At 59.4% G+C, this 25,355-nt stretch carries 19 protein-coding genes and 4 pseudogenes; 9 read left to right on the top strand and 14 right to left on the bottom strand.

Annotation, left to right across the window (positions count from 1 at the left end):
• Window positions 1-576: 576 nt before the first annotated feature.
• Window positions 577-807: pseudogene (locus EPN96_00405) on the top strand (IS30 family transposase).
• A 17-nt stretch (window positions 808-824) separates the two neighbouring features.
• On the opposite strand, the gene EPN96_00400 reads toward EPN96_00405, so the two are convergent.
• Genes EPN96_00400 through nifA form a run of 3 tightly spaced genes read right to left on the bottom strand, consistent with a single transcriptional unit; the run spans window position 825 to window position 4,233 of the window.
• Entirely contained in the window at window positions 825-1,529 is a 705-nt protein-coding gene (locus EPN96_00400; GenBank protein TAL18849.1) for a hypothetical protein, read from the bottom strand.
• Window positions 1,483-2,652 carry a tRNA guanosine(34) transglycosylase Tgt gene (locus EPN96_00395; GenBank protein ID TAL18848.1) on the bottom strand — a complete coding sequence of 390 codons (1,170 nt, stop codon included), beginning with the start codon at window positions 2,650-2,652 and terminating at the stop codon, window positions 1,483-1,485. The genes EPN96_00400 and EPN96_00395 overlap by 47 nt, the downstream gene beginning before the upstream one ends.
• A 3-nt stretch (window positions 2,653-2,655) precedes the next feature.
• Window positions 2,656-4,233 carry a nif-specific transcriptional activator NifA gene (nifA, locus tag EPN96_00390; GenBank protein ID TAL18847.1) on the bottom strand — a complete coding sequence of 526 codons (1,578 nt, stop codon included), beginning with the start codon at window positions 4,231-4,233 and terminating at the stop codon, window positions 2,656-2,658.
• A gap of 366 nt (window positions 4,234-4,599) precedes the next feature.
• Here nifA and EPN96_00385 point away from each other — a divergent pair.
• Window positions 4,600-4,960 (top strand): annotated as a pseudogene (locus EPN96_00385) (IS110 family transposase).
• 413 nt (window positions 4,961-5,373) lie between these two features.
• On the opposite strand, the gene thiC reads toward EPN96_00385, so the two are convergent.
• The 10 genes from thiC to EPN96_00335 all read right to left on the bottom strand — a co-directional run bounded on the left by thiC (window position 5,374) and on the right by EPN96_00335 (window position 16,379).
• On the bottom strand, window positions 5,374-6,663 hold the full coding sequence (gene thiC, locus EPN96_00380; GenBank protein TAL18846.1) for a phosphomethylpyrimidine synthase ThiC: 1,290 nt from the start codon (window positions 6,661-6,663) through the stop codon (window positions 5,374-5,376).
• Between the two features lie 7 nt (window positions 6,664-6,670).
• On the bottom strand, window positions 6,671-8,017 hold the full coding sequence (gene thiD / locus EPN96_00375; GenBank protein ID TAL18845.1) for a bifunctional hydroxymethylpyrimidine kinase/phosphomethylpyrimidine kinase: 1,347 nt from the start codon (window positions 8,015-8,017) through the stop codon (window positions 6,671-6,673).
• Complete coding sequence (locus tag EPN96_00370) at window positions 8,014-8,637, bottom strand: thiamine phosphate synthase (GenBank protein ID TAL18844.1); 624 nt, start codon at window positions 8,635-8,637, stop codon at window positions 8,014-8,016. Before EPN96_00370 ends, thiD begins: the two co-directional genes overlap by 4 nt.
• On the bottom strand, window positions 8,630-8,821 hold the full coding sequence (locus EPN96_00365; GenBank protein ID TAL18843.1) for a CooT family nickel-binding protein: 192 nt from the start codon (window positions 8,819-8,821) through the stop codon (window positions 8,630-8,632). Before EPN96_00365 ends, EPN96_00370 begins: the two co-directional genes overlap by 8 nt.
• Before the next feature lie 282 nt (window positions 8,822-9,103).
• Window positions 9,104-10,150, bottom strand: coding sequence for a hypothetical protein (locus EPN96_00360; protein TAL18842.1), 1,047 nt, complete (start codon window positions 10,148-10,150; stop codon window positions 9,104-9,106).
• The gene (nagZ, locus tag EPN96_00355; protein ID TAL18841.1) at window positions 10,120-11,100 is read right to left on the bottom strand and encodes a beta-N-acetylhexosaminidase; all 981 of its coding nucleotides are present in this window, start codon (window positions 11,098-11,100) and stop codon (window positions 10,120-10,122) included. The genes EPN96_00360 and nagZ overlap by 31 nt, the downstream gene beginning before the upstream one ends.
• Window positions 11,100-12,008 carry an LD-carboxypeptidase gene (locus tag EPN96_00350; protein TAL18840.1) on the bottom strand — a complete coding sequence of 303 codons (909 nt, stop codon included), beginning with the start codon at window positions 12,006-12,008 and terminating at the stop codon, window positions 11,100-11,102. The genes nagZ and EPN96_00350 overlap by 1 nt, the downstream gene beginning before the upstream one ends.
• On the bottom strand, window positions 12,005-13,909 hold the full coding sequence (locus EPN96_00345; GenBank protein ID TAL18839.1) for a hypothetical protein: 1,905 nt from the start codon (window positions 13,907-13,909) through the stop codon (window positions 12,005-12,007). The genes EPN96_00350 and EPN96_00345 overlap by 4 nt, the downstream gene beginning before the upstream one ends.
• The gene (mpl, locus tag EPN96_00340; protein ID TAL18838.1) at window positions 13,807-15,243 is read right to left on the bottom strand and encodes a UDP-N-acetylmuramate:L-alanyl-gamma-D-glutamyl-meso-diaminopimelate ligase; all 1,437 of its coding nucleotides are present in this window, start codon (window positions 15,241-15,243) and stop codon (window positions 13,807-13,809) included. The genes EPN96_00345 and mpl overlap by 103 nt, the downstream gene beginning before the upstream one ends.
• Window positions 15,201-16,379, bottom strand: a complete 1,179-nt coding sequence (locus tag EPN96_00335; GenBank protein TAL18837.1) for a DUF1343 domain-containing protein — start codon at window positions 16,377-16,379, stop codon at window positions 15,201-15,203. Before EPN96_00335 ends, mpl begins: the two co-directional genes overlap by 43 nt.
• Window positions 16,380-16,530: 151 nt before the next feature.
• Here EPN96_00335 and ald point away from each other — a divergent pair, with 151 nt between their 5' ends.
• From ald to EPN96_00300, 7 genes and pseudogenes are all read left to right on the top strand, one after another.
• Window positions 16,531-17,646: an alanine dehydrogenase gene (ald, locus tag EPN96_00330; GenBank protein TAL18836.1), complete on the top strand. Its 1,116-nt coding sequence runs from the start codon at window positions 16,531-16,533 to the stop codon at window positions 17,644-17,646.
• A 512-nt stretch (window positions 17,647-18,158) separates the two neighbouring features.
• On the top strand, window positions 18,159-19,184 hold the full coding sequence (locus EPN96_00325; GenBank protein TAL18835.1) for a DUF4388 domain-containing protein: 1,026 nt from the start codon (window positions 18,159-18,161) through the stop codon (window positions 19,182-19,184).
• 394 nt (window positions 19,185-19,578) lie between these two features.
• Window positions 19,579-19,668: pseudogene (locus EPN96_00320) on the top strand (OmpA family protein).
• 289 nt (window positions 19,669-19,957) lie between these two features.
• A complete protein-coding gene (locus EPN96_00315) occupies window positions 19,958-20,290 on the top strand; it encodes a hypothetical protein (GenBank protein TAL18834.1) in 333 nt (110 codons plus the stop codon).
• Window positions 20,291-20,446: 156 nt separating this feature from the next.
• Window positions 20,447-20,938, top strand: a pseudogene (locus EPN96_00310) (chemotaxis protein).
• Between the two features lie 48 nt (window positions 20,939-20,986).
• Complete coding sequence (locus tag EPN96_00305) at window positions 20,987-21,877, top strand: HAMP domain-containing protein (protein TAL18833.1); 891 nt, start codon at window positions 20,987-20,989, stop codon at window positions 21,875-21,877.
• Window positions 21,878-22,056: 179 nt separating this feature from the next.
• Window positions 22,057-22,239 carry a hypothetical protein gene (locus tag EPN96_00300; protein ID TAL18832.1) on the top strand — a complete coding sequence of 61 codons (183 nt, stop codon included), beginning with the start codon at window positions 22,057-22,059 and terminating at the stop codon, window positions 22,237-22,239.
• 152 nt (window positions 22,240-22,391) lie between these two features.
• On the opposite strand, the gene EPN96_00295 is transcribed toward EPN96_00300, so the two are convergent.
• Window positions 22,392-24,845 carry a sodium-translocating pyrophosphatase gene (locus EPN96_00295; GenBank protein ID TAL18831.1) on the bottom strand — a complete coding sequence of 818 codons (2,454 nt, stop codon included), beginning with the start codon at window positions 24,843-24,845 and terminating at the stop codon, window positions 22,392-22,394.
• Between the last annotated feature and the right edge of the window lie 510 nt (window positions 24,846-25,355).

Below are 25,355 nucleotides of genomic sequence, written 5' to 3'. Positions count from 1 at the left end.
CGCGCTTTAAAAAGCGCGACCACTTCGTTCCGGCTGGGCCGTACGGGGCACCCGCTCGCTTTGCTCGCTAAGACCCCGCGCCGGCCCGACGCCTCCACTCGTTGCGCCGCGTATGGGCCACGCGGAGGACGAAGTGAAGGCTCGTCCAAAAACGAGATCATGAAATGTTTTTAGACTCGAAGGTAGGTTTTTTTCGTACGTGTAAAAAAGAATACCTTCGAGCAAATGAGCAACAATTACCTTGCCCAATTGCGAGCCTTCTTTTCGTCTCCCTTCGGGGCCCGTAGGTGACGCAGGGAGCGGAGGCGGAAAGGGCGGCGGGGGGGTCTTAGTGAGCGCAGCGAACGGGTGCCCCCTCACGCCCCCGCCGCAACGACCGGTCGCTCGAAGAGCGAGCGGCTCCTTCCGGGCCGATTTTTTGGGCACTTTTTTCTAAAAAAAGTGCCTCGGGTGCGGGGCGAAGCCCAGCAAGCTGCAAAACAGGCGGGCCGCGCCCGCCCCACGAACTTTTCGTTCCCCACGCCTCCGGCGCCAGCGAGTAATAATTAAGTATACTGCCCCAATTCCCCAAGCGCCCTTTCGGTCTACTTCGCAAAGCCTTACGCAGCATGGCAACGGGGGACGAACGAGAACACCAACGGCCTTTTGAGGCAGTATTTTCCGAAAGGAACCGACTTTAGGAAAGTAAGCGACAAGGCCTTGCAGAGGGCTGTGGACCGGCTAAACAACAGGCCAAGAAAGTGCCTCGGCTACCGGACTCCTTTTGAAGTCTTCTCGGAAGCCTCCAGTGGTGCACTTGCAAGTTGAATTCACCCCCTCTTGTTTCACCTAATCCATCGTGCTTCTTCAACTTTTAAACTCTTAGACATAGCTGATTCAACATTATTTTTGTCGACTGCTGTAGCCTTATAATAAACAATTGTTTTTTCGATGTAGATATCAGTATATTTATCCCCCTGCGAAGTTCCGACAAGCTGGTAGATGCCATCTTCGGAATTGGATTTATAAACCTTATAAAATATAGGTAAAGCTGATCCATTATGAGCATTATCGAATCGCAATTTAACCATATTGTTACCCATCCAATAGGCCAGCTCCGGTGCCTGGACAGGTCTGAGTTTTAAAATCTCGCCTACAGCGCTGGTTTCGACCTCCACGCTATTAGATACTGCCTTTACTGTGTAAAAATACGACCTGTCGCCTTGAATGTCAGTATCAAGGTAATTGTTTTCAATCGTTTTAATCAGAAGGTTGCCCAGTTCATCCTTTTTTTCGCTTTTGTAGACGTTGTAACTGGCAGCTCCTGTAACCCGGATCCACATGAGCATTACTTGTGCATCCATAAGCATCGGGAAGCCAGGAGACCAACTCGGGGCCGCCGCCTTTTCTTCGGCGAATCCCACCGAGGCGAAAACCGCCAGGGCTATTAGCAGAATCGCTTTAAATGCGGTTTTCCCCCGTGACGCTTTTGCCATGTCTTCTTTACCTTCCTTTCCCTTTCCCCTTCTTAAACGCCGGTGAATCTTCATCCCCGTCTGAATCCCCGCCCAAGTATTTCCCCAGAAACTCCTTCTTCCATTCCTTGAAGCGGTTTTCGAGTATCGCGGCGCGCGCCTTGGCCACGAGGGTCATGTAGAAGTGGATGTTGTGGACGCTGCCGAGGGTTTTGCCGAGGGGCTCGTCTACCTCGAAGAGGTGGTGGAGGTAGGCTCGAGAGAAGGTTTTGCAGGTGGGGCAGTCGCAGGCGGTGTCTATGGGGTAGCGGTCCTTGCGGAAATTTTTCTTGTGGATGCGCAGCTTCCCCGTGCCGGTGTAGAAGACCCCGGCGCGCCCCATCTTGGTGGGGATGATGCAGTCGAAGATATCCATGCCGCGCTCTATCGCTTCGAGTATGTCTTCGGGCCGCCCGACGCCCATGAGGTAGCGCACCTTGTCCCTGGGGAGGAAGGGCTCGGAGTTCTCGACCGCCTTCATCATCAGCTCCTGCCCCTCGCCTACGCTTACGCCGCCGACGGCGTAGCCGGGGAAATCCATCTTGACGAGCTCTTTTGCGCAGCGCTCGCGAAGATCGGGGTAGACGGAGCCCTGCACTATGCCGAAGAGACCCTGATCGCCCGGCCTCTGGTGGGCGTCGATCGACCTTTTCGCCCAGCGCAGCGTCCTTTCGACGGAGTCGGCGGTGTATTTGTAGTCCGCCGGGTAGGGTATGCACTCGTCGAAGGCCATTATGATGTCGGCCCCCAACTCGTTTTGCGCCCTGATGGATTCCTCCGGCCCCATGAAGATGGGCGTGCCGGATTTCTGGAAGGCGAATCTGGTCCCCTCTTCGGTTATCACCCTACCCGGCAGGCTGAAGACCTGAAAGCCGCCGGAATCGGTGAGCATCGGCCCCTTCCACCCCATGAAGGTGTGGAGCCCGCCCAGCCTCGCCACGACGGCGGTTCCCGGCTGGAGGAAGAGGTGGTAGGTGTTGGAGAGGATTATCTTCGCGCCCGCCTCCTCGGCCAGCGCGGGGTGGACGGTCTTTAGCGCCGCCTGCGTGCCGACCGGCATGAAAAGGGGCGTTTGCGCTTCGCCGTGGGGCGTGGAAAGGGTCCCGGCGCGGGCGCGGGTGTGCCGGTCAACGTGTTCGAGGGTGAATTTTATCGGCATTATTTACTTCTTTCCGGTCAGTTTCGCGTAAAAGGTGTTGCGGTTGATGCCCAGAAGCCGCGCGGCGCTTAGCTTTACTCCGCCAGCCCGCGACAGGGCTTCTTTTATCAGCGCCTCCTCGACCTTCCCGACGACCTCGTAGTAGACGCCCTCCTCGGGATGCCTGTCGAAGAGCGGCCCGGCGAAGGCGGTGACGGCGTCTTCGAGCCCGGTGGCCGAGGGCGGGGTCTTCTGGCGCATTCCTCCAATCTCTTCGGGGAGGTCGGAGACTTCGAGCACCTCGGAGCGCGAGAGGACGACCATTCTCTCGACGGCGTTTTCCAGTTCTCGCACGTTGCCCGGCCAGTCGTAATTTGTCATGGCTGTAAGGGCGGCGCGGCTGAACCCCTTTACCTTGCGCTCGTTTTCAAGCCGGAACTTCTCCAGAAAACTGTGGGCAAGAAGTGGTATGTCGCCCTTGCGCTCGCGTAGCGGCGGCATGTGGATGGGAACGACGTTCAGGCGGTAGAAGAGGTCTTCGCGGAAGCGCCCGGCGCGCACCTCGGCGGTCAGGTCGCGGTTTGTCGCCGCGATGACGCGCACGTCTACCTTTACCGTGTCCTTGCCGCCCAGCCGCTCGAACTCGCGCTCCTGCAGCACTCGAAGGAGCTTTACCTGCAGATTCAGGGGAATCTCGCCGATTTCGTCCAGAAAGATCGTCCCGCCGTGGGCAAGCTCGAACCTGCCGCGCTTGAGGTTCAGCGCGCCGGTGAAAGCCCCTTTTTCATGGCCGAAAAGCTCGTTTTCGAGGACCGATTCGGGGAGGCTGGCGCAGGAGAGGCCGACGAAGGGCTTGTCGTGGCGCTCGGAGTTGAAGTGGAGCGCCTTGGCGACCAGTTCCTTGCCGGTTCCGCTCTCGCCTGTAATGAGCACCGTGGCGCGGCTCTTGGCGACCAGCGCTATCTGCTCGAAAACGGATTTCATCGCGGAAGAGTTGCCGACGAGGTTCTTCAGCTTGTATTCGCCTTCGAGCGCGCGCCTAAGGTGGAGGTTCTCGTCGGCCAGAAGGGATTTTTCGCTCTCGACCATCCTCTGGATGCGCACCGCCTGGGCGATGTAGCCCGCCGCGACGGAGAGGATGCGCTCATCCTCGTCGAAGGCTATGTCTTCGTCGAAAGAGAGGTCCACCGAAAGCGCCCCCACAGTCTCGTTGTCGAGCTTCACGGGTACGCAGATGAAACTTATCTGCGATTTTCTGATGTCGCCGCGCGATTTGGTCTTGTTGAGGAAGAGGGGCTCCTTGCCGACGTTGGGGACTATCATCGGCTCGCCGGTGGCGAGAACCCTTCCGACAACGCCCTCACCCGCCCTGTAGCGGCCGCGCTTTATCTCCTCTTCGCTCATGTTGTGCGCCGCCTCGATTACCGCCTCCTCCGAGCCGGGGTCCCGCAGCACCAGCATCCCGCGCTCGATCCCGAGCCCCTCGGCGAGGGCGCGAAGGGTTTCCTTCACCACCTCGCGAAGATCGAGCGAGGAGGTAGCGGCGCGGCTGACGTTGGAAAGTGCCGTAATTGCCTGAAAAGCTGTGAGGCGCTTGGTCATGGGACTGGGATTTCCTCAAAGAGATAGAGCGTGTTCGTACCGGCGCGTGAAAAGATATCACACGCCCCGGAAAAAGGGAAAAGAGACGTAATCGGAATGGGGGATGAAGAATCGACAGGAGATGAATTGGGCTTTCGTTACGAGCAAACCGTTCTTAATCATTCATACGGCATTAATGGGATGGTCGCCCCTTTCCTGAACGGCATCTAAGTGCCAAAGTGGTAGATGTGCATCACCACTTGAAAGAGAAAGGGGCGACCGGTATGAAGATTACGACAATTGGCATCGATTTGGCAAAGAACGTTTTTCAGGTCCACGGGGTAGACGGCAGCGGCAAGACGGTTCTGAGAAAGCAGTTGAAGCGCGGCAAGCGCGCTGGTGGCTGCCATAGGAGACGCGAAAACCTTCAAAAACGGTCGGCAGCTGGCGGCGTGGCTGGGGCTTGTGCCAAGGCAGCACTCCAGCGGGGGCAAGACAAACCTGCTGGGGATAAGCAAGCGCGGGGGACGGCTACTTGCGTAGTTTGCTGATTCACGGCGCGAGAGCCATAGTAAGAACCAGAAGAAAATCCAAAAACACAGGCGAGTGGCTCGACCGGCTAATTGAACGCAAACACGCCAACGTCGCCACCGTTGCCCTCGCAAATAAGAATGCGAGAATCGTATGGGCGCTACTGGCGCACGACAGAAGGTATGAAAGCGGCTATGCGCAGTGCGTAACCGCCTGAAGAACAGTAGGCTGCCGTTTCGGGATTAAGTTAAAGAATCCGCTCCAAAGGATTGCGCAGGCAGCGAATGATTGATGGCAAAAAGGTCGGACCGCGGTTGATCAAACCCGCCAAAATTCTGGGAACTAAAGTTCCGAGGCACTGATCGGGAATCGACCAGCATATTCCATCAGGGATAGGGGCTAAGCCCCGTAAAAAATCCGGATGTATGGCTGCAATCTAACCTTATTTTGCCACTGGTTTTGCTGCTTGTATCCAAGGGCGACCGTGTAAGGATTTTGCCGCCGGGCGAGGAGCCCGCAGGGAGCGCGACGAAGACAGTAGCGTGCCTACGGCGAGGAGCGCGAGCGAGAAGAGACACTGCATCGCGGTAAAAGCCGAAGCCGTCCGGCGAGCGGGAAACGAAATCTAACCTACTTCGATTTGCATCCCTCTTTGTAAACCTTAACCGCGCAAAACTCCCCGCACATGGTGCATACGTCCGAATCGGCGGGCTTGTAGGCGGTCCTTCTCTCGCGGGCCCGCTGGGGGTCCATCGAGAGGTTGAACTGACCCTCCCAGTCGAGGGCTGCGCGGGCTACGGACATCTTTTTGTCCCATTCCCTCGCGCCGGGGACTCCCTTGGCGATGTCGGCGGCGTGTCCGGCGATGCGGGAGGCGATAACCCCCTGCCGCGCGTCCTCGACGGTGGGAAGACCGAGGTGCTCTGCGGGGGTGACGTAACAGAGGATGTCAGCCCCTGCGCGGGCGGCCAGCGCCCCGCCTATGGCGGCGGTAATGTGGTCGTAGCCGGGGGCGACGTCGGTAACGAGCGGTCCGAGGACGTAAAAGGGAGCGCCGTGGCAGAGGCGCTTTTGCAAAAGGACGTTCGCCTCGACCTGATCCATCGGGACGTGGCCTGGCCCCTCTATCATCACCTGAACCCCCGCGTCCCACGCCCGGAGGGTGAGTTCGCCGAGGTTCATGAGTTCGTGAATCTGCCCCCTGTCGGTGGCGTCGGCTATCGCGCCGGGGCGAAAACCGTCTCCGAGGCTGAGGACAACCTCGTATTCGCGGCATATCTGAAGAAGGCGGTCGAAACCCTCGAAAAGGGGGTTTTCTCTGTTGTGCCTTCTCATCCACGCGACGGTAAAGGAGCCGCCGCGGCTCACGACGCCGATGACGCGCTCCTGTCCTTCGAGCCTCTTTACCCCCTCCCGCGTTATGCCGCAGTGGACGGTCATGAAATCCACGCCCTCTTTGGCCTGCTCCTCGATGACGCGGAAGATGTCCTCCGGGGTGAGGGAGAACATGTCGCCCTCGTTTTTGAGGCGGCACTCGGCTATCGCCTGATAGATCGGGACCGTGCCGAGTGGGACTGGGCACTCGGAGATGATGCGCCTTCGTATGTCGCCCAGCGGGCCGCCGGTGGAGAGATCCATCACGGTATCCGCGCCGACTTCTACGGAGACCCGGAGCTTTTCAAGCTCCATCGGAAGGTCGCTGATGTCCTTGGAGGTGCCTATGTTGGAGTTGACCTTGGTGCGAAGCCCCGCGCCTATCGCCAGCGGCCTGACGCCCTTCCGCGTCTTGTTGGCGCAGACTATCGCAGTCCCTTTGGCCACGAGTCCGGCCAGCTTTTCCGGCTCGACCCCTTCGGCGATTGCCGCGAGTCTTACAGCCTCGGGGATTCTCCCCGCCCTTGTCTCTTCGAGTATCGTCATTTTTATATTATCCGCCTTTAAGCTCTCGCCAGACTGCGTTAACCCTTTTTGCTACTTCGATTGCATCGGTGCCGAAGATGCGTATCATCGGCTCCTTGCCGCGGTCGCCCTCGTCGTAGATTACGTCCGGGGCGAAGCCTTTGGTTTCAAGCACCCAGGAAGTCCCCCACTCAAGGGTCGAGCCTTCGGCGGCCTTTACCTCCGGCGGCTCATCGTCGCGGGAGAAGCTGGCGACGGAAAGCCCCGCCCTCCGGCAAGCCTCCACCACCTCGAGCCCGTAGCGGACGTTCATCACCGCGCGAAAGGGGCTCTGGTGGCGGATGGAGGCGAGGAGTATCTTCGCCATGTGCCTCGTCGCGCCGAAGCGCGGGCCGTCCACCCTCCGTATCCTTCCCCCGGCCTTTATTATCCTTCCGGGAAACCCGGCTACGTCGTCGAAGGTCTGCGCACCGTCGAGAGCCTCAGCGAGATTCGACTGCACCTCGGGTATGAGGCCGACGGGATTTTCCTCCTCCAGAAGCTCCCACGCGGTGAAGAGCCTTTCCATGAGGGCGCGTTCGCCGCCGCCCAGAGCTCCTTCGTAAGGATTGGTCGAGCCGTGGCCCGCGCCGGTCTCGTAGCCGTGCGCTATGGCGCGGTATAGGAAAGCCCTCGCCCTGGCGACGGCGTTTCTCAGGGTCTCGCCGCGCGCGAGGTAGGCGGCTATGGCGGCGCTGAGGGTACAGCCGGTGCCGTGAGTGTTTTGCGTCTCGATGCGCGGGGAGGTGAAGGCTTCGACCTCCCTGTCCTTTTCCCAGAGAAAGTCGGTCACGGTCCTGCCGGGCACATGGCCGCCCTTGAGCAGCACCGCCTTCGGCCCCGTTTCGAGAATCCTTTCCATCGCCAGAAGGGTCGTTTCGAGATTCGTTATCGTGACGCCGGAGAGCGCCTCCGCTTCGGGGATGTTGGGAGTGACCACAAGGGCCTTGGGAAGGATGAACTTTTGCAGGGCAGCTACCGCGTCGTCCCGAAGGAGCGAAGCGCCGCCCTTGGCGACCATAACCGGATCGACGACCAGCTTTTCCACCGGATAGATGTCGAGTTCGAGGGCGGCTTCCCTGATGAGCCCCTCGTTGAAGAGCATCCCCGTCTTTGCGGCGTCCGCCCCGATGTCGGAAAGCACGCTTCGCATCTGCGCGCCGAGAACTTCCGGCTCCACCGGGTGGACCGACTGGACGCCGAGGGAATTTTGCGCGGTCAGCGCGGTTATGGCGCTCGCGCCGTGGCATCCGAGGAGGGCGAATACCCGAAGGTCCGCCTGTATCCCCGCGCCGCCGCCCGAATCGGAACCCGCTATCGTCAAAACTTTTTTCATATGAAGACCTTTTCGGCTGAGCCGACCAGTTTTTTCGCCGCTTCCTCAACGTTTGCGGAGTTAAAGAGCGCCCCGCAGACAGCCACTCCGGCAGCTCCCGCGAAAAACGCTTCCTCCATGTTGTCCGCGGTGATTCCGCCGAGGGCGTATAGAGGAAGAGAGGAGCGCACCACTATCTCCCTGAATCCTTCGACGCCGAGCGGTTCGAGAAAGCCCCTCTTTGAGGAAGGCTCGAAGAGAGGGCTCAAAAACCCGTAGTCCGCGCCATCCTCCACCGCGCCCAAGGCCTCCTCAAGGCTGTGACAGGAGACGCCGAGGAGAATCTTCCCGCCCTCGCACGCCCGAAAGCTCCTCATTCTCCCCGAAGGGAGGTGAAGGCCGGGAAGCTCAAGCGAGGAGCGGACTTCGGCGTCGCCGTGAATGGAGATAAAGAGGCCGGGGCACCTTTCCCGAAGGGTGCTTGCGCACTTCAAAAGCTCTTCGCGAGGAATATCCTTAGCCCGCAGCAGCGCCCAGCGTACTCCTCCGCGCACCGCCGCCTCCACCAGTCCCGCCGTCTCGCCCCCGAAGAGGGAGAGATCGGCTACCGCGACCAGAGGATGGGGAAGTTTTTCAGGCATCCTGTACGAAGATGATCTTGTGCTTCATGAGATTTATCTCTTCGAGGCGCGCCTTTATCGTCATCTCGTCGCCCAGAAGGCCGACAAGCTTGAAGCCGCCGGATATGGGATCGATGCGGCAGACCTCGCCCATGATGAGCTCTTCGTCGTTGCCTTTTTTGAAGTAAGCGTTGGATTCGCACATATTAATTTCCTCTTAATCAGGTTGCGAGGCTGTTGAAAGTAAAAAAGGATAGGTAGACCATCTTAAGGCCGGGTGTCAAGCGCTTCGCGCCGCAGATTGCCGACAAACTTCGTCTTTTCTCCGATTGACTTCGTCAGGCTCGAAAAACGTCCTCGAAATACCTCCCGGTATTCCTCCGGTCTTTTTTCTCGCCTTCCTTGTTCTCGAAGAAAATGCTGTGTTTGTCGCAATCTTAAGTCTGTTGACAAGGTGGAACCTTTACTGTTCTTTTTTTACGCGGAATCACTCGGTCGCGTAATCGATAACTTTGTCAACAGCCTTGGCGCTTCGCGCCTCCCAGCGTCTTTTGGCTTCGGCGACGAAACCTGCGAGGGCGGGAAATTCGCGTCCGCCTCTCTCGTCGAACTCCCCGGTAAGTATACCGAGCGCCGGGGAGGCGTATTCGAGAAATCCTCTCTTGCCTTCCCTGCCCCCCAGTTTCCCGAAAGCCCCAAGAGCCTGCATCAGGCGAAAAACGCCGAGGGGGAAAAGAGACTCCCTTACCGCTTCAACGTCCACGTTTTCAACCTCGCCGAGAAGTCCGAGGTAGCGAGAGAACAGCTTTTCTCTGACTCTCTTCGGGAGGTTTGCGTAGGGGTCGAGGAGGAGCGCCGAAACGTCGTAACCCGGCGGCCCCGGCCTCGCTCCCTGAAAGTCTATCACCGCCCATTCGTCGTTTATAAAGTGGATATTGCGGCTCTGGAAATCGCGGTGGAGAAAATAGCCGCCGGGAGCCTTCAACGCTTCGCGGGCGAGTCTTTCGATATCGCCGCAGACCTTTTCATCCGCCTCCAGGCCGAGCAGATTCGAGACGAATTCCCGGCAGAAATACCCGCCTTCCATATTGACCATCAGATCGAACCCGTAGGGCTCGGAGAACCCGACCTCTGCCGAAAACCCCATCGCCCCTTCGGTCTGCATCCTTACCAGCAGCGAAAGCACCGGCAGGTAGAGGGTTTCAAGCTCCTCTTCGCTCTTCGCGGCTTTTGCGAGGCAAAAGAGGCTCTCCTGCCCGAGGTCCTCCATGAGGATGAGTCCGTTTTCGGGGTCCGAGCCGACGACCTCCGGCACGCGGATTCCGCGCTCCCGGAGGTGGCGGTTTATCCGGAGCCAGGCCGCGTCCTCCTTCGGATTCGTCCCCTTCTGGAGGATGAAGACGCTCCCTTCCGACGCCACGCGGTAATAGCTCCGCGAGGAGCCGTCGCCGTGGAGAGGGGTGATGGAGACCTCACCGCCGCCGGGAAGGAGGCGCCGGACGGTCAGAGTATCGGGGAGGGGCGTATTTTCCATATTCTTTCGACAGCCTCGCCGAATCGCGCCGGGGAAACGTTCTCCGAGAGGGCTTTAGCTATGGTTTCCGGGTCTGTTTTCTCACCCAGCATTCCGCCGAAGATGAGGAGGTCGCACCCCGCGTTCACCGACTCTGGCGCGAGGCGCTCAAGGGGGCCGAGCTTTCTGAGCCCTCCCATCTCGAAGTCGTCGGAGATGACCGCGCCGCGAAATCCCAGGCCGTCCCTGAGAGTTCCCTTCAACCAGAAGGGGGAGAGGGTGGCGGGAAGCGGGTCGGCCTTCGGGTAAGCGAGGTGGCAGGCCATGACCGCCTCGATCTCCCGGTAAATCAGCGCCCGGAAGGGCTCCATATCTTCGTCGAGGGTTTCGAGCGGCAGGTTCACCGTTCCCGGCCCGAGGTGGGTATCCACCGGAGACGCGCCGTGGCCGGGAAAGTGCTTGGCGCACCCGGCGACCCCTCCCCTTCGCATCCCCCTGTAAAAGGCGGCGGCCGCCGAAGCGGTCTTGCGCGGGTTTTCGCCGAAGGAGCGGTCGCCAATCGCCCCGCTCTCGCCGGGGTGAAGGATGTCGCACACCGGCGAGAGATTGAGGTCTATTCCGAGGCTTTTCAGCGCCTTCGACTGCGCAAAGGCGATCGCCTCAATTTCCCGGTCGCCGAGGCGTGAAAGTTCCTTCGCCGGAGGGACGCGGGGGACGCCTTCTTTGATGCGCTCGACGCGCCCGCCCTCCTGATCGACCGCCACGAGGGGAATCCAGCCGTCCTCCGGGTCTATAAGGCGCTCGCGCACCTCGGCGGTCAGCGCCGCTACGGCCTTCGCGTCGGGGCAGTTTTTCCTGAAGAGTATCACCCCTCCCAGACCCTGTTCGCGGGCGAATTTTACGAGCCCTTCGGGAAGGGAGGTTCCCTCGAAGCCGAGGCAGAGCAGCCTTCCGGCGCGAAATCCTGCCATCAGCGAACCGCCGGCTCCAGAAAGGCAAGCTCGCCCCTGGCCGGGGAGAGGTGCGCACGAGGGCCGAAAGGCAGCGGGCGGTTCGTCCCGACGTGGCCGCAGGGCAGCCCCGTGAGGACCGGAATTCCGGCCTTGCCCGCGAATTCGCCGAGCAGGGAGTAAAGGTCTTCTATTGACCCTCCCTCGGGGATAAAGGTCTCGGGCGTCCCGAAGACGACGCCCTTCGCTCCCTCGAAAAAGCCGGAGTGAAGGAGGTGGTGGAGCATCCTGTCGATGCGGTAGACCGCCTCGCAGACCTCTTCGATGAAGACTATCTTTCCACCGGCGCGAATGGCGTAGGGGGTAGAGACGGAGGTGGAGATAAGTGAAAGGCACCCTCCGCAGAGCGGCCCCTCAACGTCTGCCCCGCCGTTCAGGGCTTTTAATCCTGTGAATACCGGCAAGCGCGGCTCCCCGAAAAAGCCGAGGCAGCCGAGAAGCTCGTCGAGTTCCTCCTCGCCTCCCTTCCTCGGGTGGGGGCCGTGGACGACCGCCCAGCCGTATATTTCCGAGAGCGCGCCGAGGAGCGCGGTGTTGTCGCTGAAGCCGGCCACCGGCTTGGGAATGGCATCGGCCGGGAGGTCGAGAGAGGGGATTATCCGCTGTGTTCCGTACCCTCCCCTCGCGAGAAATACCGCCTTTATCTCGGGGTCCGAAAGGGCGGTCTGGAGTTCGCCCAGCCTCCGTCCGTCGTTTCCGGCGAGATAGCGGTCCTTCGACAGCATCTCTTCACTCGCCGAAACGACAAGCCCTCTCTCCGAAAGCGCCTCTACGGCCCAGTCGAAGCGGGCTTTGTCAACCGGCCCGGCGGGGGCGGCCAGCGCGACCTTGTCCCCTCTCTTTAGAGGGGGCGGGTATTTTACCTTCATCGCACTCCTCCGCCCCCGGCGGTCGCCGCCGTTTCGCGGCTTTCGTAGAGTTTCCCCAGTTCCACGCGAAGAACCTCCCGTTTTGAGGCGAAATCCGCCTTCGCCCAAGGAATTTGCTCCCCTGCGCCCGCGGAGTCAACCTTCAGAATCCAGAATCCGCTATCGCCCCTTAAAACTCTCGAAGTGTCGCCCATCCTAAGTTCACCAGCCGAAGCGGGGAGGACGGTGTCGCCTCCGGGAAAGCACCTGCCGAGAGCGCCGCCGCAGGAGCGCGTCCCCCACTGGGAGAGTTCCCCGGCGACTTTGGAAAAATCTTCCCCGGCCGAGAGCTTTTCAAGCGCCTCTTCGGCCTTTCTGAACTGGTCCAGCACCTTTTCGGGCGGATCGAGGGGGTGGACGAAGCGGAAGATTCCCCTCGCCTCAAGCCACTTAGGGAGAGTGACCCCCTCCGTTTCCAGCCGGGCCAGAAGAGCCGGGATGTCGGCTTTGACCGCCTCCCGAAACTCCCTCTCTCGCTCCCTCGCCGCGCTTTCCCAACCTTCGGGAAGGTTTGCATCCGGCCACGAGCCTGATACCGCCCTTAGAATGGGTTCTTCGGAGGCGGTGGATTTTTCCGGGGCCGCCGCTCTCGGGGCGGGCTTTAAAGTCTTCAGGCAACCGGTGTAGGAAGGGATTCCACCCGGCTTTTTGCGGAGCGAACCCGCGTCGAAGAGGCTGACCCCGTCAAAGCCGAGTTCAAAGGCGGCGGCACCCTCCGCGCAGATGTCGGCGGGCTCCTTTATGTAGCCGCCAAGCCCCGCGTGTAATTTCACCGAAGGGTTCGAGACGGCGGCCTCCGCCACTCCGAGAAGCTCTGCCGCTACCCTCTCCCTCGGCCCGAAGTAGGCCATAGGGTAGAGGCCGTCCACAAGACCCTCCGACGCCCAGCCGCGCCAGTCCTGCCCCTTCTCGAAGTAGGCGGCTCCCGGCTCGGGTACGACGGCAGCCGAAAGTTCCGCTCCGGGGCGGGCCGCCTTCACCTCTTTCGCAATCGCGCGGACGATCTTCGTTATCTCTTCGGCCTTCATCCCGGCGAAGAGCAGCCTTCCGGTAAGCATAACCCTCTCCTCGGGTTTCATTTCCCCCGAGAGCCACCCTTTCAGGTCCGGCTGGCCGAAAGAGACCGGCAAAAGGGCGGGATCGAGGCCGTAAAGGGTCTTGTAGCGCTCCGCGAGCGGTCCCCCCTGCCCGTAGCCGGGTCCGGGATAGCGTATGAAATCGAGGTGAACCCCCGCGACGGGGTACTTTTTAACCACCTCGCCCGCGATAGAGGCCAAGAGACTCCGGTATTCTTCGTTGGCGGGGTCTATGTAGACCCCTTCAATCCAGCCTTTTGCGCGCTCGGCGGGCGAATACTCCGAAACCGCCCGTTTTTCGGCGTCTTTCAGGCACCATTCGGGGTGCGCGACAGCGGGGTGGAGGGGCGAGAGCGGAGGGTTCTGTCCTCCCCAGATAAAGAAGGCGTTCAGCCACGCGACGTTCTTTATGCCCTCGCATTCCTTTACGAGAACGCAGAGGGGGTCGAAGGGAGGCGGCTCCGAAAGTTCCTCGGACCTCGGGGCGAGAGCGGTTTCGTACCAGGCGTCGCCGCGCCCGCGCACCTGAGCGAGAATGGTGTCCGCTCCTGCGCTTTTTGCCTCGGCGCAAAGCCCCCGGATGGATCCGGGGGTCGCAAGCTCCGTCCTTACCGCCCAAAGGGCGGTCTCAGCCCTCGCCGCCGAAGCCAGCGCGAGCGAAATAAGCAGAATTAATCCCCTCTTCAACTTTTCTCCCTCAGGGCCGAGAGGAGTCTTTCGTGGATGTCCTCGAAGCCGCCGTTGGAGAGAACCACTACCACGTCGCCCTCCCTCGCGTAGCGGGATATCCGGTCTATTATCGCTCCCGCGTCTGGAAAAGCTTCCGCCGGGACGCCTCCCTTTGAGACGGCTTTTGCCAGCGCCTTTACGTCCAGCACCTTTCCGTCCACAACCTTTTCGGGGTTAGGGACCTCCCGGATCGCCACAAAATTCGCGTCGCCGAAGGAATTTCCAAGCGCTTCCTGAAAAACCGCCCTTCTCATGGTGTTGGAGCGCGGTTCGAGGAGGGCGAAGATGCGCCTTTCGGGGTACAGCTCTCTAAAGCCCCGGAGGGTTGTCCGTATCGCCGTGGGATGGTGGGCGAAATCGTCGAAGACAACTATTCCGCGCTCCTCGCCCCGCTTCTCCGCCCGCCTCTTTACCCCCGGAAAGCTCTTTATTCCCGAGATTATCGCCCCGGCGTCCAGCCCGAAGCGGCGGCAAGCGATCACTCCGGCGAGTATGTTCCACCCCTGATGGGAGCCGACCATTTCGTGGGAAATTTCTGCGGTAAACCCCTCCGGCCCGGCGACGAGCAGTTTTCCCGGCGAGGCGGTTCCCGCGTAGTGGGCCTTCGCTCCCTTCATCGTGTAGGTGACTACCGGGCAGGGAGGATTGTCCAGAAGCGCCGTCACCTCCGGCTCGTCGGCGTTGGCGATGATAAGTCCGCCGCGCGGCACGATGCGCAAGAGGTGGCGGAAGGTCTCCCTGAGCCGCTCCATGTCCGGGTAGATGTCGGCGTGGTCGTATTCGAGGTTGTTCAGGATCAGCACCCTCGGGCGGTAGTGGAGAAACTTGGAGCGCTTGTCGAAGAAAGCGGTGTCGTACTCGTCCCCTTCGAGGACGAAGGGTTCGCCCTTCCCCACCCGGAAACCCGCGCCGAGCCCGAGCGGCACGCCGCCGATCAGCCACGAGGGGTCGAGGCCGCCCTCGCGCATTATCCAGGTTATGAGCGCCGTGGTGGTGGTCTTCCCGTGGGTTCCGGTGACGACCACGGGGGCTTTTCCCGGCAGGAAGACCGCCTCGATGAGTTCAGCCAGCGAGGTGAAGGGAAGTCCCTTCTCAAGCGCCTCCTCGACCTCCGGATTGCCCCTGCTTACGGCGTTTCCTATGACGGTGAGGTCCGGCGCGGGTTCGAGATTTTTGGCGTCGAACCCTTCGATTACCTGTATCCCGAGGTTTTCGAGGTAGGTAGACATCGGCGGGTAGGCGCGGCTGTCCGAGCCCGTGACCCTGTAGCCGAGCGAGTGAAGCTCCCCCGCCACCGAGGCCATCGCCGTGCCGCAGATTCCGGTGAAGTGGACCCTGCCTCCCTTAACTAGTCCTGATATAAAAGGCATTCGCGCCTCGTCTCCTTCCATCCGTCGAGTTCTCTTTGCCAGCCCTTCTCGATCTCGGCCAGCGGCTCGCCCGCTTCGAGCGCCTCCCTTACGCGGGAGGAGCCGAGGAGCATATGGATCGGCAGTTTTTCAGTTTCGTATTCGTAGGGCGGTGCTTTCCAGTCGAAACCCGCCTTGCGGTAAAGCTTCCAGAGGGTCCGGAGGACGCCGAGCCCCGTCAGATAGGGCTTGAAGAGGGCTTTGTCCGTGACGTGAAGCTGAACCCCCATGCAGTCGGTGCCTCCCCACTTCTGGAAGGTCGGCAAAAAGACCGCCGGGCGGAAATGAACGCCGGGGAGGCCTAGCTTTCCGAGTTCTCCGGCCAGTTCCTCCGGCCTGCCCCACGGCCCGCCGACAAGCTCGAAAGGGCGCGTCGTCCCCCTCCCCTCGCTTGCGTTCGTCCCTTCCAGAAGGACCGTTCCGGGGTAGACGAGGGCGGTGTCGGGGGTGGGGAGGTTAGGCGAGGTCATTACCCACGGTCTTCCGGTCTCCTCCCAGCACATCTTCCGGCTGTAATTCTCCATACGGACGACCGTGAGGTCGCAGGAGACGCCGCCGTGGCGCACGAACCAGAGCGCAAGTTCGCCGATGGTCATGCCGTGGCGCATGGGTATCCCGAGAAGGCCGACGAAGGAGGAGTGGGCCGCTTCGAGTATATTTCCCTCTACCGCATCCGCGTTTATGGGGTTCGGCCTGTCGAGGACGACGAGGCGGATTCCCCTCTCGCCGCAGGCTTCCATCGCGAGCTTCAGGGTCCAGACGAAGGTGTAGACCCGCGTCCCCACGTCCTGAATGTCCACGAGCAGGGTATCGAGGCCCTCCAGCATTTCCGGCGTGGGCTTTCTCGTCTCGCCGTAGAGCGACCAGACGGGGAGGCCGAACCGGGGGTCGCTGCCGTGGCCGGTCTCCACCATGTTGTCCTGCACGTCGGAAAATATTCCGTGCTGAGGCCCGAAGAGGCAGACGAGGTCTTCCCCCAGCGCTTCACGCGCCACGTCGCGGGCAAGGGTGTAATTCCTGTCTACGCTGGCCGCGCTGAGCAGCAGCCCCGCCCTCTTTCCCGGAGGCGAGTAGCGGCGCGGATTTTTGGCGAAAACTTCGAGGCCCGTGGTCACCATGCATTAGTCCCCTGAAAATTGAAGCATCCGCCGGATTCTAAGCGAAATCAGGATTTTCATAAAGGAAATCGCGAGACAAAATGTGGCGGATGTGAATTTGCGTCTCTTGGGGTATTCTTTACGCGAACCTGAATATTTATGAGGAGCAAAAATGGTTATCGGCATCCCCAGAGAAATAAAAAACCGCGAATACCGGGTCGGCCTAGCGCCCGCTTCCGTTAGGGAGCTCGCCGCGCGCGGCCACGAGGTTCTGGTGGAGACGGGGGCGGGGTACGCCATAGGCTTCGACGACGAACTCTACCAGAGCGCCGGGGCTAAAATCGTCCACAAACCGGCGGAGGCTTTCGGAGCACAGCTCGTTGTGAAGGTGAAAGAGCCGCAGCCCTCCGAGTACAAGTACCTCCGGAGGGGCCAGATACTCTTCACCTACCTCCACCTCGCGCCCGACACCCTCCAGACCCAGGCGCTTATCGATTCCGGCGTGACCGCCATCGCCTACGAGACCGTCACCGACAGCTACGGCGGGCTGCCGCTTCTCGCGCCGATGTCGGAGGTTGCCGGGAGACTGGCGGTGCAGGCCGGAGCCCACGCCCTCGAACTCTCCAGCGGCGGCAGGGGGATGCTGCTCGGCGGCGTTCCCGGCGTCGGGCCGGGGAAGGTGACGATAATCGGCGGCGGAGTCGTCGGCGAGAACGCCGCGCGGGTCGCCTCGGCCCTCGGCGCGGAGGTGGTGATTCTCGACAAGTCGGTACACAGGCTTAATTTTCTCGACGAGCACTTTACCGGGAGAATTAAGACCATCTTCTCGACGGCGGAGGCGATCGAGGCGGAGGTGCTCTGCTCCGATCTCGTCATCGGCGCCGTGCTCGTCCCCGGAGCCAACGCGCCGAAGCTGGTTTCGGAGGAAACCGTAAAGAAGATGCGACGCGGCTCGGTGCTGGTGGACGTTGCGATAGATCAGGGCGGGTGTTTCGCCACCTCCCACCCGACCACCCACGAGGAACCCACCTACATACTTCACGGCGTGGTCCACTACTGCGTGGCGAACATGCCGGGAGCCGTCGCCCGCACCGCGACGCAGGCCCTCAACAACGTAACCCTGCCCTTCGTTCTCGCCCTGGCGGCCCAAGGCGAAAAAGCGCTTCTGAAAGACCCTCACTTTCGCGCAGGGTTGAACGTCTGCCGGGGAAAGATAACCCACCCCGCCGTCGCGGCGGCGCAAAGCCTTCCCTTTGTGAAGCCGGAAGAAGCCCTCTCCAGTTCCTGACTTGTCCTTCGCTTTTCACCCCCGAAAGGGCCCCCCTGCCAAAAGGGACATCTTCCGGAGGTCGCCGGCGCTGGCGTTTTTAAGCTCGCGTGCATTTTTTTGCATTTTCCAAATCACCGTTCTATTTTTACTGTCCATATTTTTACTCCTGATTTCGCATGGTTACTTACTATTGCTTCCGGGAGCCTTGCGGAATTTTAAAATCCGTTCCAAAACACCGGTTGCTTTATGTTAAAGTTTTGGTTAACTTTGACGATAAGTTGCCATAGGTTCCCTGGCGATTTTATCAAAACCATCGGCGAAATTTATGAGTACGGCGTTCTTCTCTATGGCGGATGGTACTTTTAGAGCGTCCGGTTGGACAAGCGAGCCGCCGGGGTTTAAAGAGTTTTTTCACATGATGTTTAAGACCGTTTTGGTGTGATAATCAGGTAAGCTTAACCGGGGGTGGAGTAAAATTTAAAACAGCCCGTTTGCGGGGGGAAAACACGGATTTGCAAAGAGGTGACGAAATGCCTTCAGGTTTGGCTCCGAAGAAATCGACGGCAGAGGAAGGCGTTACCCCCGTAAACGCCGAGCCCGGAACCTCAAAGGCCAATTCTCCTTCCACGACCAAGCTTGGAGGAGATCTGGCCGACTTTACTCTTGCCGACGTCGTCCAGCTGATAATTTTTTCGCGCAAAACCGGCGCGCTTACCATATGGCAAAAGGGGCAGGAAGCCTTTCTCTACTTCGACCAGGGTCAGCTCGTTCACGCGCAGTGCGCCGGCGGATCGGGCGAGGAAGCAGCTTTTTCCGTCTTCGACGTGGTTTCGGGCAAATTTGAATTTTTCACCGGCCTGACGCCGCCCGAACGCACAATATTCATAGACGGAACCCACTTTCTCATCGAGGCCGCCAGAAGGGCCGACGAGGCCGCGAGAGTTTCGTCAGACGATCAGGAAGAATCCGAGGCTTTTTACCGTCCCCACTCCGAGGAGCAAAAAAGCCAGCCCGAACCGGCCCGTCCGAAGCTCTCTATTGTCCGGAACGAAGGCGGCCTTGACTTTTCTCTGGACGGAATCCTTCCCGGCGACGGCGACGGGGCTGACAAAGGCGTTGCCGACGACCTCCTTTCCGCCCTGTCATATTCCTATTTCGAGCCGCCTTCGTCAGGCTCCGAAGCAAGCTCCAGCGACAAGCTGAAGTCAATACTCGGCGGCCTGGACGAAGTATTGTCCTTCTCAATGTTTAACCGCAGCGGCAACCCGCTTTTCCGGTCCGCGGCGGAACACGACCCCGCAAAGGCAAAGGCGTTCTTTTTCTCCGACGGCGACGGGGCGGCGACCGCGCTTATTCTGGAATCCGCGCAGGATATCGGTCCCCTCCTGGGGTGCGGCGAGTTCAAATGCGCCGTTGTGCACCTGCCGTCGAACGGGAGAAAGGTTCTTTTCGGCCATGAAAGCCGCCTTATCGCGGCTGAATTGAAGCCGGGTCGGCCGCCCCCGGAACTGGTCGGCATGGCTATGGCCGCTCTGGGAAAAGCAGTCATCCGCTGAAGACAACCCTTGGCAATATAAAAAGGATTTTTACATGCAACAGGCATTATCCGACTTAAGGCTCATTTCCGGGGTTATCGGCTCTTTCGTGTTCGACCCCCGTAAGGGAATACTGGCGAGCGACGTTCCCGCCGGCTTCAAGAAAGACAAGCTCGGGCAGGCCGGAAGAATGGTTTCGCGGAGCATAACCGCCGGAAGGACGGGTTTTTCAGAGATGAAGGACCTCGTTTTCAACTTCAACGAGATGTTTCTTCTGGTCAGAGAGATACGGCCCGGAGTCATTCTCGTCGTGATGGGCGAAAATTCCCTGAACGTCAACCTGCTGGCGATGTCGCTGAATCTCGCCACCGAGGATTTGGCGGCTCTGGCGGATCTTCCGCCCGAGGAAGGCGAAGCGCCCTCTCCCGTCGCGCCGCCGCCCGCTCCGGCTCCTGCAGCCGCTCCCGCCGCCCCGCCTCCGCCTCCTCCGCCGCCGCCGCAGGCTTCAAGGAGCTGGACGGTGGATATGCTCAAGGAGGACAAAAACTACGGCCCCGTTCTCGCGGAACTCAAAGCCGCCCTGGCCAAGGTCATGGGGCCTATGGCCGGAATAGTTCTCGACGACAGCCTTAAAGGCTGGATAGCCACCGCCGAGCCCTCCGCCAAGGGTATTCCCGCCCTTGTAGACATTATCTGCAAAGACATAGGCGACCTGGAAAGGTCGCAGAAATTCAAGGGCCTCATCGCGGGAAAAATAGGCGCATAAGAATAAATACTAGCAAATTGGGGTAGTCATGGCTGAGATAAATGAAATTGCAAACAAGATAATGGAGCTGGACGGGGTCACCGGAGTGCTCATAGCAACTTCCGAGGGCCAGGTTATCTATTCTAAAGAGATAGACAACCCGTCCGAGCTTGCCTCTGCAATGGCGTTATGCTCGATGAACTCGGAAGCCCTGAAACAGATTATCGGCCTCACCCGGCTTGTCAACATACAGTTCATCTCGGACAAGACCGAAGACGTCGTAATACTGATATTGAACAAGTATCTGGTCGGAATAAGAAAGTCCCATAAGGTTTTCACCGAGGAAATACTCAAGGGGTTCCGTAATCTTTTCAAGGCCTAATATCATACGTACATACATAAGTCGGAGGTTGACAAAATGCCAACGGGTTTAACAAAAAGATTATCTGTACTGTTATTATCGGCGCTGATACTGGCATTGGTAGCGATACCTCAAAAAGCGCACTGTGAAGAGCTGAAGGGCTTCGATCTTCAGGTCTACGAGTGGGCGAAAGAATGCCGTGACGAAGTCACCGAACAGATGCAACTGCTTCTGAAAAGCGGCAGGCTCAACAAGTCCAAGCTTTTCGACACCTTTTACATCCCCATCCCCAATACCGATCCGCAGAAATATTCGACTAAATACGACAGGCTTCTCGACGAAACCATAAGGGAAATTCTCGACAGGTACCTCGCGCACGACAAGCGCATGGCCTTCGTCGTGGCCGTGGACATAAACGGCTACCTCCCCACCCACAACACCCGCTATTCACAGCCGCTCACCGGCGACGCCGCGGTTGACGTCCAGAAAAACCGCACGAAGAGAATCTTCAACGACCGCACGGGTCTCGCCGCGGCCAAAAACACCGAACCCTTCCTACTCCAGAAGTACTCCCGCGACACCGGCGAGATGATGGCCGATCTTTCCGTTCCGGTTTATATCGATCAAAAGCATTGGGGAGCGGTGCGCATAGGCTACAAGGTTTTTTAACCGAAAATTCATAAACAACTTCATAACGGCTTTAAAAAGGAGAATCTAATGGCTAAGTCTCGCGTTTCGGTCAAGGTCGCCGTCAAGGTCGTCGTACTTCTGGCGGTAGCAATGGTGCTGGGAACCTTCTTTTTGACCCAGCAGATGACAAAACAACTGGAAGAGCAGTTGCTCCTCCGCGGCAAGATGGAATCGATCGCCGGGGCGAAAGCCTACGGCAGAATGCTCGAAGAAGCCATCGACAACGGCGTCTTCTCGGTCAAGGACGCCTTCGACACCAATTACGAGATTATTTCAGATTTCGATCCGCCCAAATATCACACGAAGTACGATTCCTACCTCGACAAGGCCATCCTGTCCGTCCAGGACGAATTCCTGAAGGACGAGTCAGTTGTTTTCGCCGTCGGCGTTGACGTAAACGGCTATCTGCCCACCCATAACAGCCGCTACCAGCAGCCGATAACCGGCGACAAGGCGCTGGACCTCAAGGGCAACCGCACCAAGCGCCTCTTCAACGACCCTGTCGGCATAAACGCGGCGAAGAACACTCAGGAGGGATACCGGCAGGTCTATGACCGTGACACCGGGGAAAAGATGTGGGACATCGCCACCCCGATTTACGTCAAGGGCAAGCACTGGGGCGGTTTCCGCATCGGCTTCTCCCTCGAAAAGACGCAGGCCGCGATCAATTCTCTCCGCATGATACTTATCGGGATTATGGCCCTCATACTGGTAATCTCGGGCGTAGCCATCATCTTTACCGTGAACGCCTCGCTAAGGCCGCTCAGCACGTTCACGCGCATCGCGGGCAATCTGGCCGACGGCAACGTCGACGAGAAGATAGAGGCCACGAGCGACGACGAAATAGGCGACCTCGCCGACGTGCTGGAGCGCCTGCGCGTCAGCCTGAAAGCCGCTATGGACAGATTGAGAAGATAACACCGGGGTTTCTCCGCTACCAAGCCCCGCGCCCCAAGGCGCGGGGCTTTTTTATTGCTCCGCATGCATGAGACAGTGATTTAATTTGTAATTGGTTAATCGTGCATTAGAATTTTTAGCGAAACCGTTTAACGGACTGGGGCCTGTCCCTGCGGATGGTCCTGTAAAAGGAGGCGAAGATGGATATTCAGCTTTCGGTGGAAGAACTCAGGCTTATCGAACAACTGCTTAAGGGCGACCTCTCGCGGCTCATTCTGGAAATAGCCCATACCGACAACCGCGCCATGAGAACCGGTCTTATGGAACGCGAGGAATTGCTCAAGGGCATTATCGCGAAGATCGAGGGCAAGCTGGCCCTGTAGAGATTCACCTCCTACCGAGGCGAAGGAGGAACCCGGACTGCGGGATATTCTTGAAAGCCGTCCGTTTGCCGGGGTTTACACGGCTCGCGAACACAAAAAAAGGCGGAGCCCCTTTTGGGACTCCGCCTTGCTTTTTCTGGTATTACCGCTTCTTACTTGCCTTCGATGACCGGAATGCGCATGCCGTAGAAAGAACGCCATACGAAGACCGTGGAGATGACGAAGAAGACAACTGCGGCGGTGAGCGCGGTGCCCGGATCAAGGGTAATGGCCAGCTCGACGGCGAGAAGGCCGAAGAGGGTCGTGAACTTGATGACCGGGTTCAGCGCGACGGAGGAAGTATCCTTGAAGGGGTCGCCAACGGTGTCGCCGACGACGCAAGCGTCGTGGAGCGTGGTGCCCTTCATGTTGAGCTCGGTCTCGACGAGCTTCTTGGCGTTGTCCCAGGCGCCGCCGGCGTCGGCCATGAAGATCGCCTGGTAGAGGCCGAAGATCGCTATCGAGATCAGGTAGCCTATGAAGAAGTAGTGGTTTACGCAGGCGAAGGCCAGCGTTGAGAAGAAGACCGCGAGGAAGATGTTGAACATGCCCTTCTGCGCGTACTGGGTGCAGATCTCGACGACCTTCTTGGAGTCTTCGACGGAGGCCTTTTCGGAGCCGGTGTCGAGGTTGATGTTGTCCTTGATGAACTCGACCGCGCGGTAGGCGCCGGTGGCGACTGCCTGGCAGGCCGCGCCGGAGAACCAGAAGATAATCGCGCCGCCGGTGACGAGGCCGAGGAGGAAGAGCGGGTTGAGGAGGGAGAGACCTTCCTGAACCGCCATTTCGCCCTGGATGTTCGGGACGACGGAGCCGTACTTGGCGGAGAGCACCTGAATGATGGAGAAGATGAGGGTCGTCGCGCCGACGACGGCGGTGCCGATGAGAACGGGCTTCGCGGTGGCCTTGAAGGTGTTGCCCGCGCCGTCGTTCTCTTCGAGGACCATCTTGGCTTCCTCAAAGTCGGGCTTGAAGCCGAAATCTCTCTCGATTTCCTTTTCGATGTTCGGGAGCGACTCGATGGTGGAGAGCTCGTAGACGGACTGGGCGTTGTCGGTGACGGGACCGTAGGAGTCGACCGCGATGGTGACGGGACCCATGCCGAGGAAGCCGAAAGCCACGAGGCCGAAGGCGAAGATCGCCGGGGCGGCCATCAGGGCGCCGAGGCCCATGGTGCTGAAGTACCAGGCGACGGCCATCAGGAGGACGATGCAAAGACCGATCCAGTAGGCTGAGAAGTAACCGGCGACGAGGCCGCTGATGATGTTGAGGGAGGCGCCGCCCTCCTTGGAGGCGGTGACGACTTCCTTGACGTGGCCGGACTTGGTGGAGGTGAAGACCTTGACCAGTTCGGGTATCAGAGCGCCCGCGGAGGTGCCGCAGGTGATGATCGTCGCGAGCTTCCACCACATGCCGTTCGGCAGGTCGCCGATGAGCGAGCTGGAAAGCGCGTAGGTGACGATGATGGAGATGATGGAGGTAAGCCACACCAGGGTGGTGAGCGGCATTTCAAAGTCGAACTTCTTGGCTTCTCCGTACTTGGCCTTCGCCCAGGCGAGGTTGATGTAATAGGAAAGGGCGGAGGTCACGACCATGCCGACGCGCATGACGAAGATCCAGACCAGAAGGGCAACCTGAATCTTTACGTCCGGAACGGCGAGAAGGATGAAGGTGATGAGCGCGACGCCCGTGACGCCGTAGGTCTCGAAACCGTCGGCGGTGGGGCCTACCGAGTCGCCGGCGTTGTCGCCGACGCAGTCGGCGATGACGCCGGGGTTACGCGCGTCGTCTTCTTTGATCTTGAAGACGATCTTCATAAGGTCGGAGCCGATGTCGGCGATCTTGGTGAAGATACCGCCCGCGATGCGGAGAGCGGCGGCGCCGAGGGACTCGCCGATGGCGAAGCCGATGAAGCAGGGTCCGGCGGAGTCACCGGGGATGAAGAGCAGAATCGCGAGCATCAGGAGAAGCTCGACGGAAATGAGGAGCATGCCGATGGACATGCCTGCCTTCAGCGGGATGGCCATAGTGGGAAAGGGCTTGCCGCCGAGGGAGGAGAAAGCGGTGCGGGAGTTGGCGAAGGTGTTGATGCGGATGCCGAACCATGCGACCGCGACGCTGCCGAGGATGCCGACGATGGAGAAGAGAAGGACAACGATGACCTGTGCCCAGCTCATCGGCGTGTGGGCCAGGAACTTGAAGTAGGCGACCATGATGATCGCGATGAAGACCCAGAGGACTGCGATGAACTTGATCTGGGTGATGAGGTAGGTCTTGCAGGTCTCGTAGATCAGTTCGGAGATCTCAAGCATCGCCTTGTGAACGGGTAGGTTCTTTATCTGCATGTACTGGAAGAGGCCGAAAAGAATGCCGCCCAGGCAGATGAAGAGGCCGATGAGCAGGAGGCTGTGGCCCGTCATGCCCATGAAGTTGCCGCCGAGTTCGGGGATCTTGAGATCCGCCTCGCTGGCGAAGGCCGTGTTCCCCGCCAGCGCCATCAGCACCGCGAAGAACGCCAGCTTGAACTGGGAAGCGCTACGCCGCGCCAAACTTAAAATTCCGTCCATGAATTTCCTCCATTTAGAGAAGCCAAGGGAGCCTGGCCGTTACATGAATTTCACTTTAAAACGGGCTCCCGGTTAATGCGCCATTTGAAATAAGAGCGAGCCTTATACGACATCAGCCCGCCTCCGGGCAACACAATCGTGAAATTTAAAGACCCCGTATACAGTATCATCACCGGCTTTTTAACCGCGCTTTTTTGCAACCTGCCGGAAGACAAGAGGAAAGCGTCCTTGAACATCGGAAAACAAAATTCGCCGCTTCAGCGGGAAATGGCGTTTTGAACCCCCCCCTCCCCCCGGGGCCGGGTTCGCCTGTTTAAAAGCTTTGGTTCCGCGTCCGTCCGGCCGCGATGCAAAACAACGTTTCAGCCCCGAGCAGCGCCCCTCGGGCAATCCTTCAACCCTTCGGGGGCTTCGCCGGGAGCCGGGTATGGCCGCCGTCTTCTCGAACCGGTTATTTTGTAATAGGTAATAGGCGGATTTTCAAGAATTATTTATTGGCGGACTGACTTT

Source organism: bacterium (genome assembly GCA_004322275.1).
Classification (GTDB): Bacteria; Desulfobacterota; Deferrisomatia; order Deferrisomatales; family BM512; genus SCTA01.
This window is presented reverse-complemented; position numbering and strand designations above follow the sequence as displayed.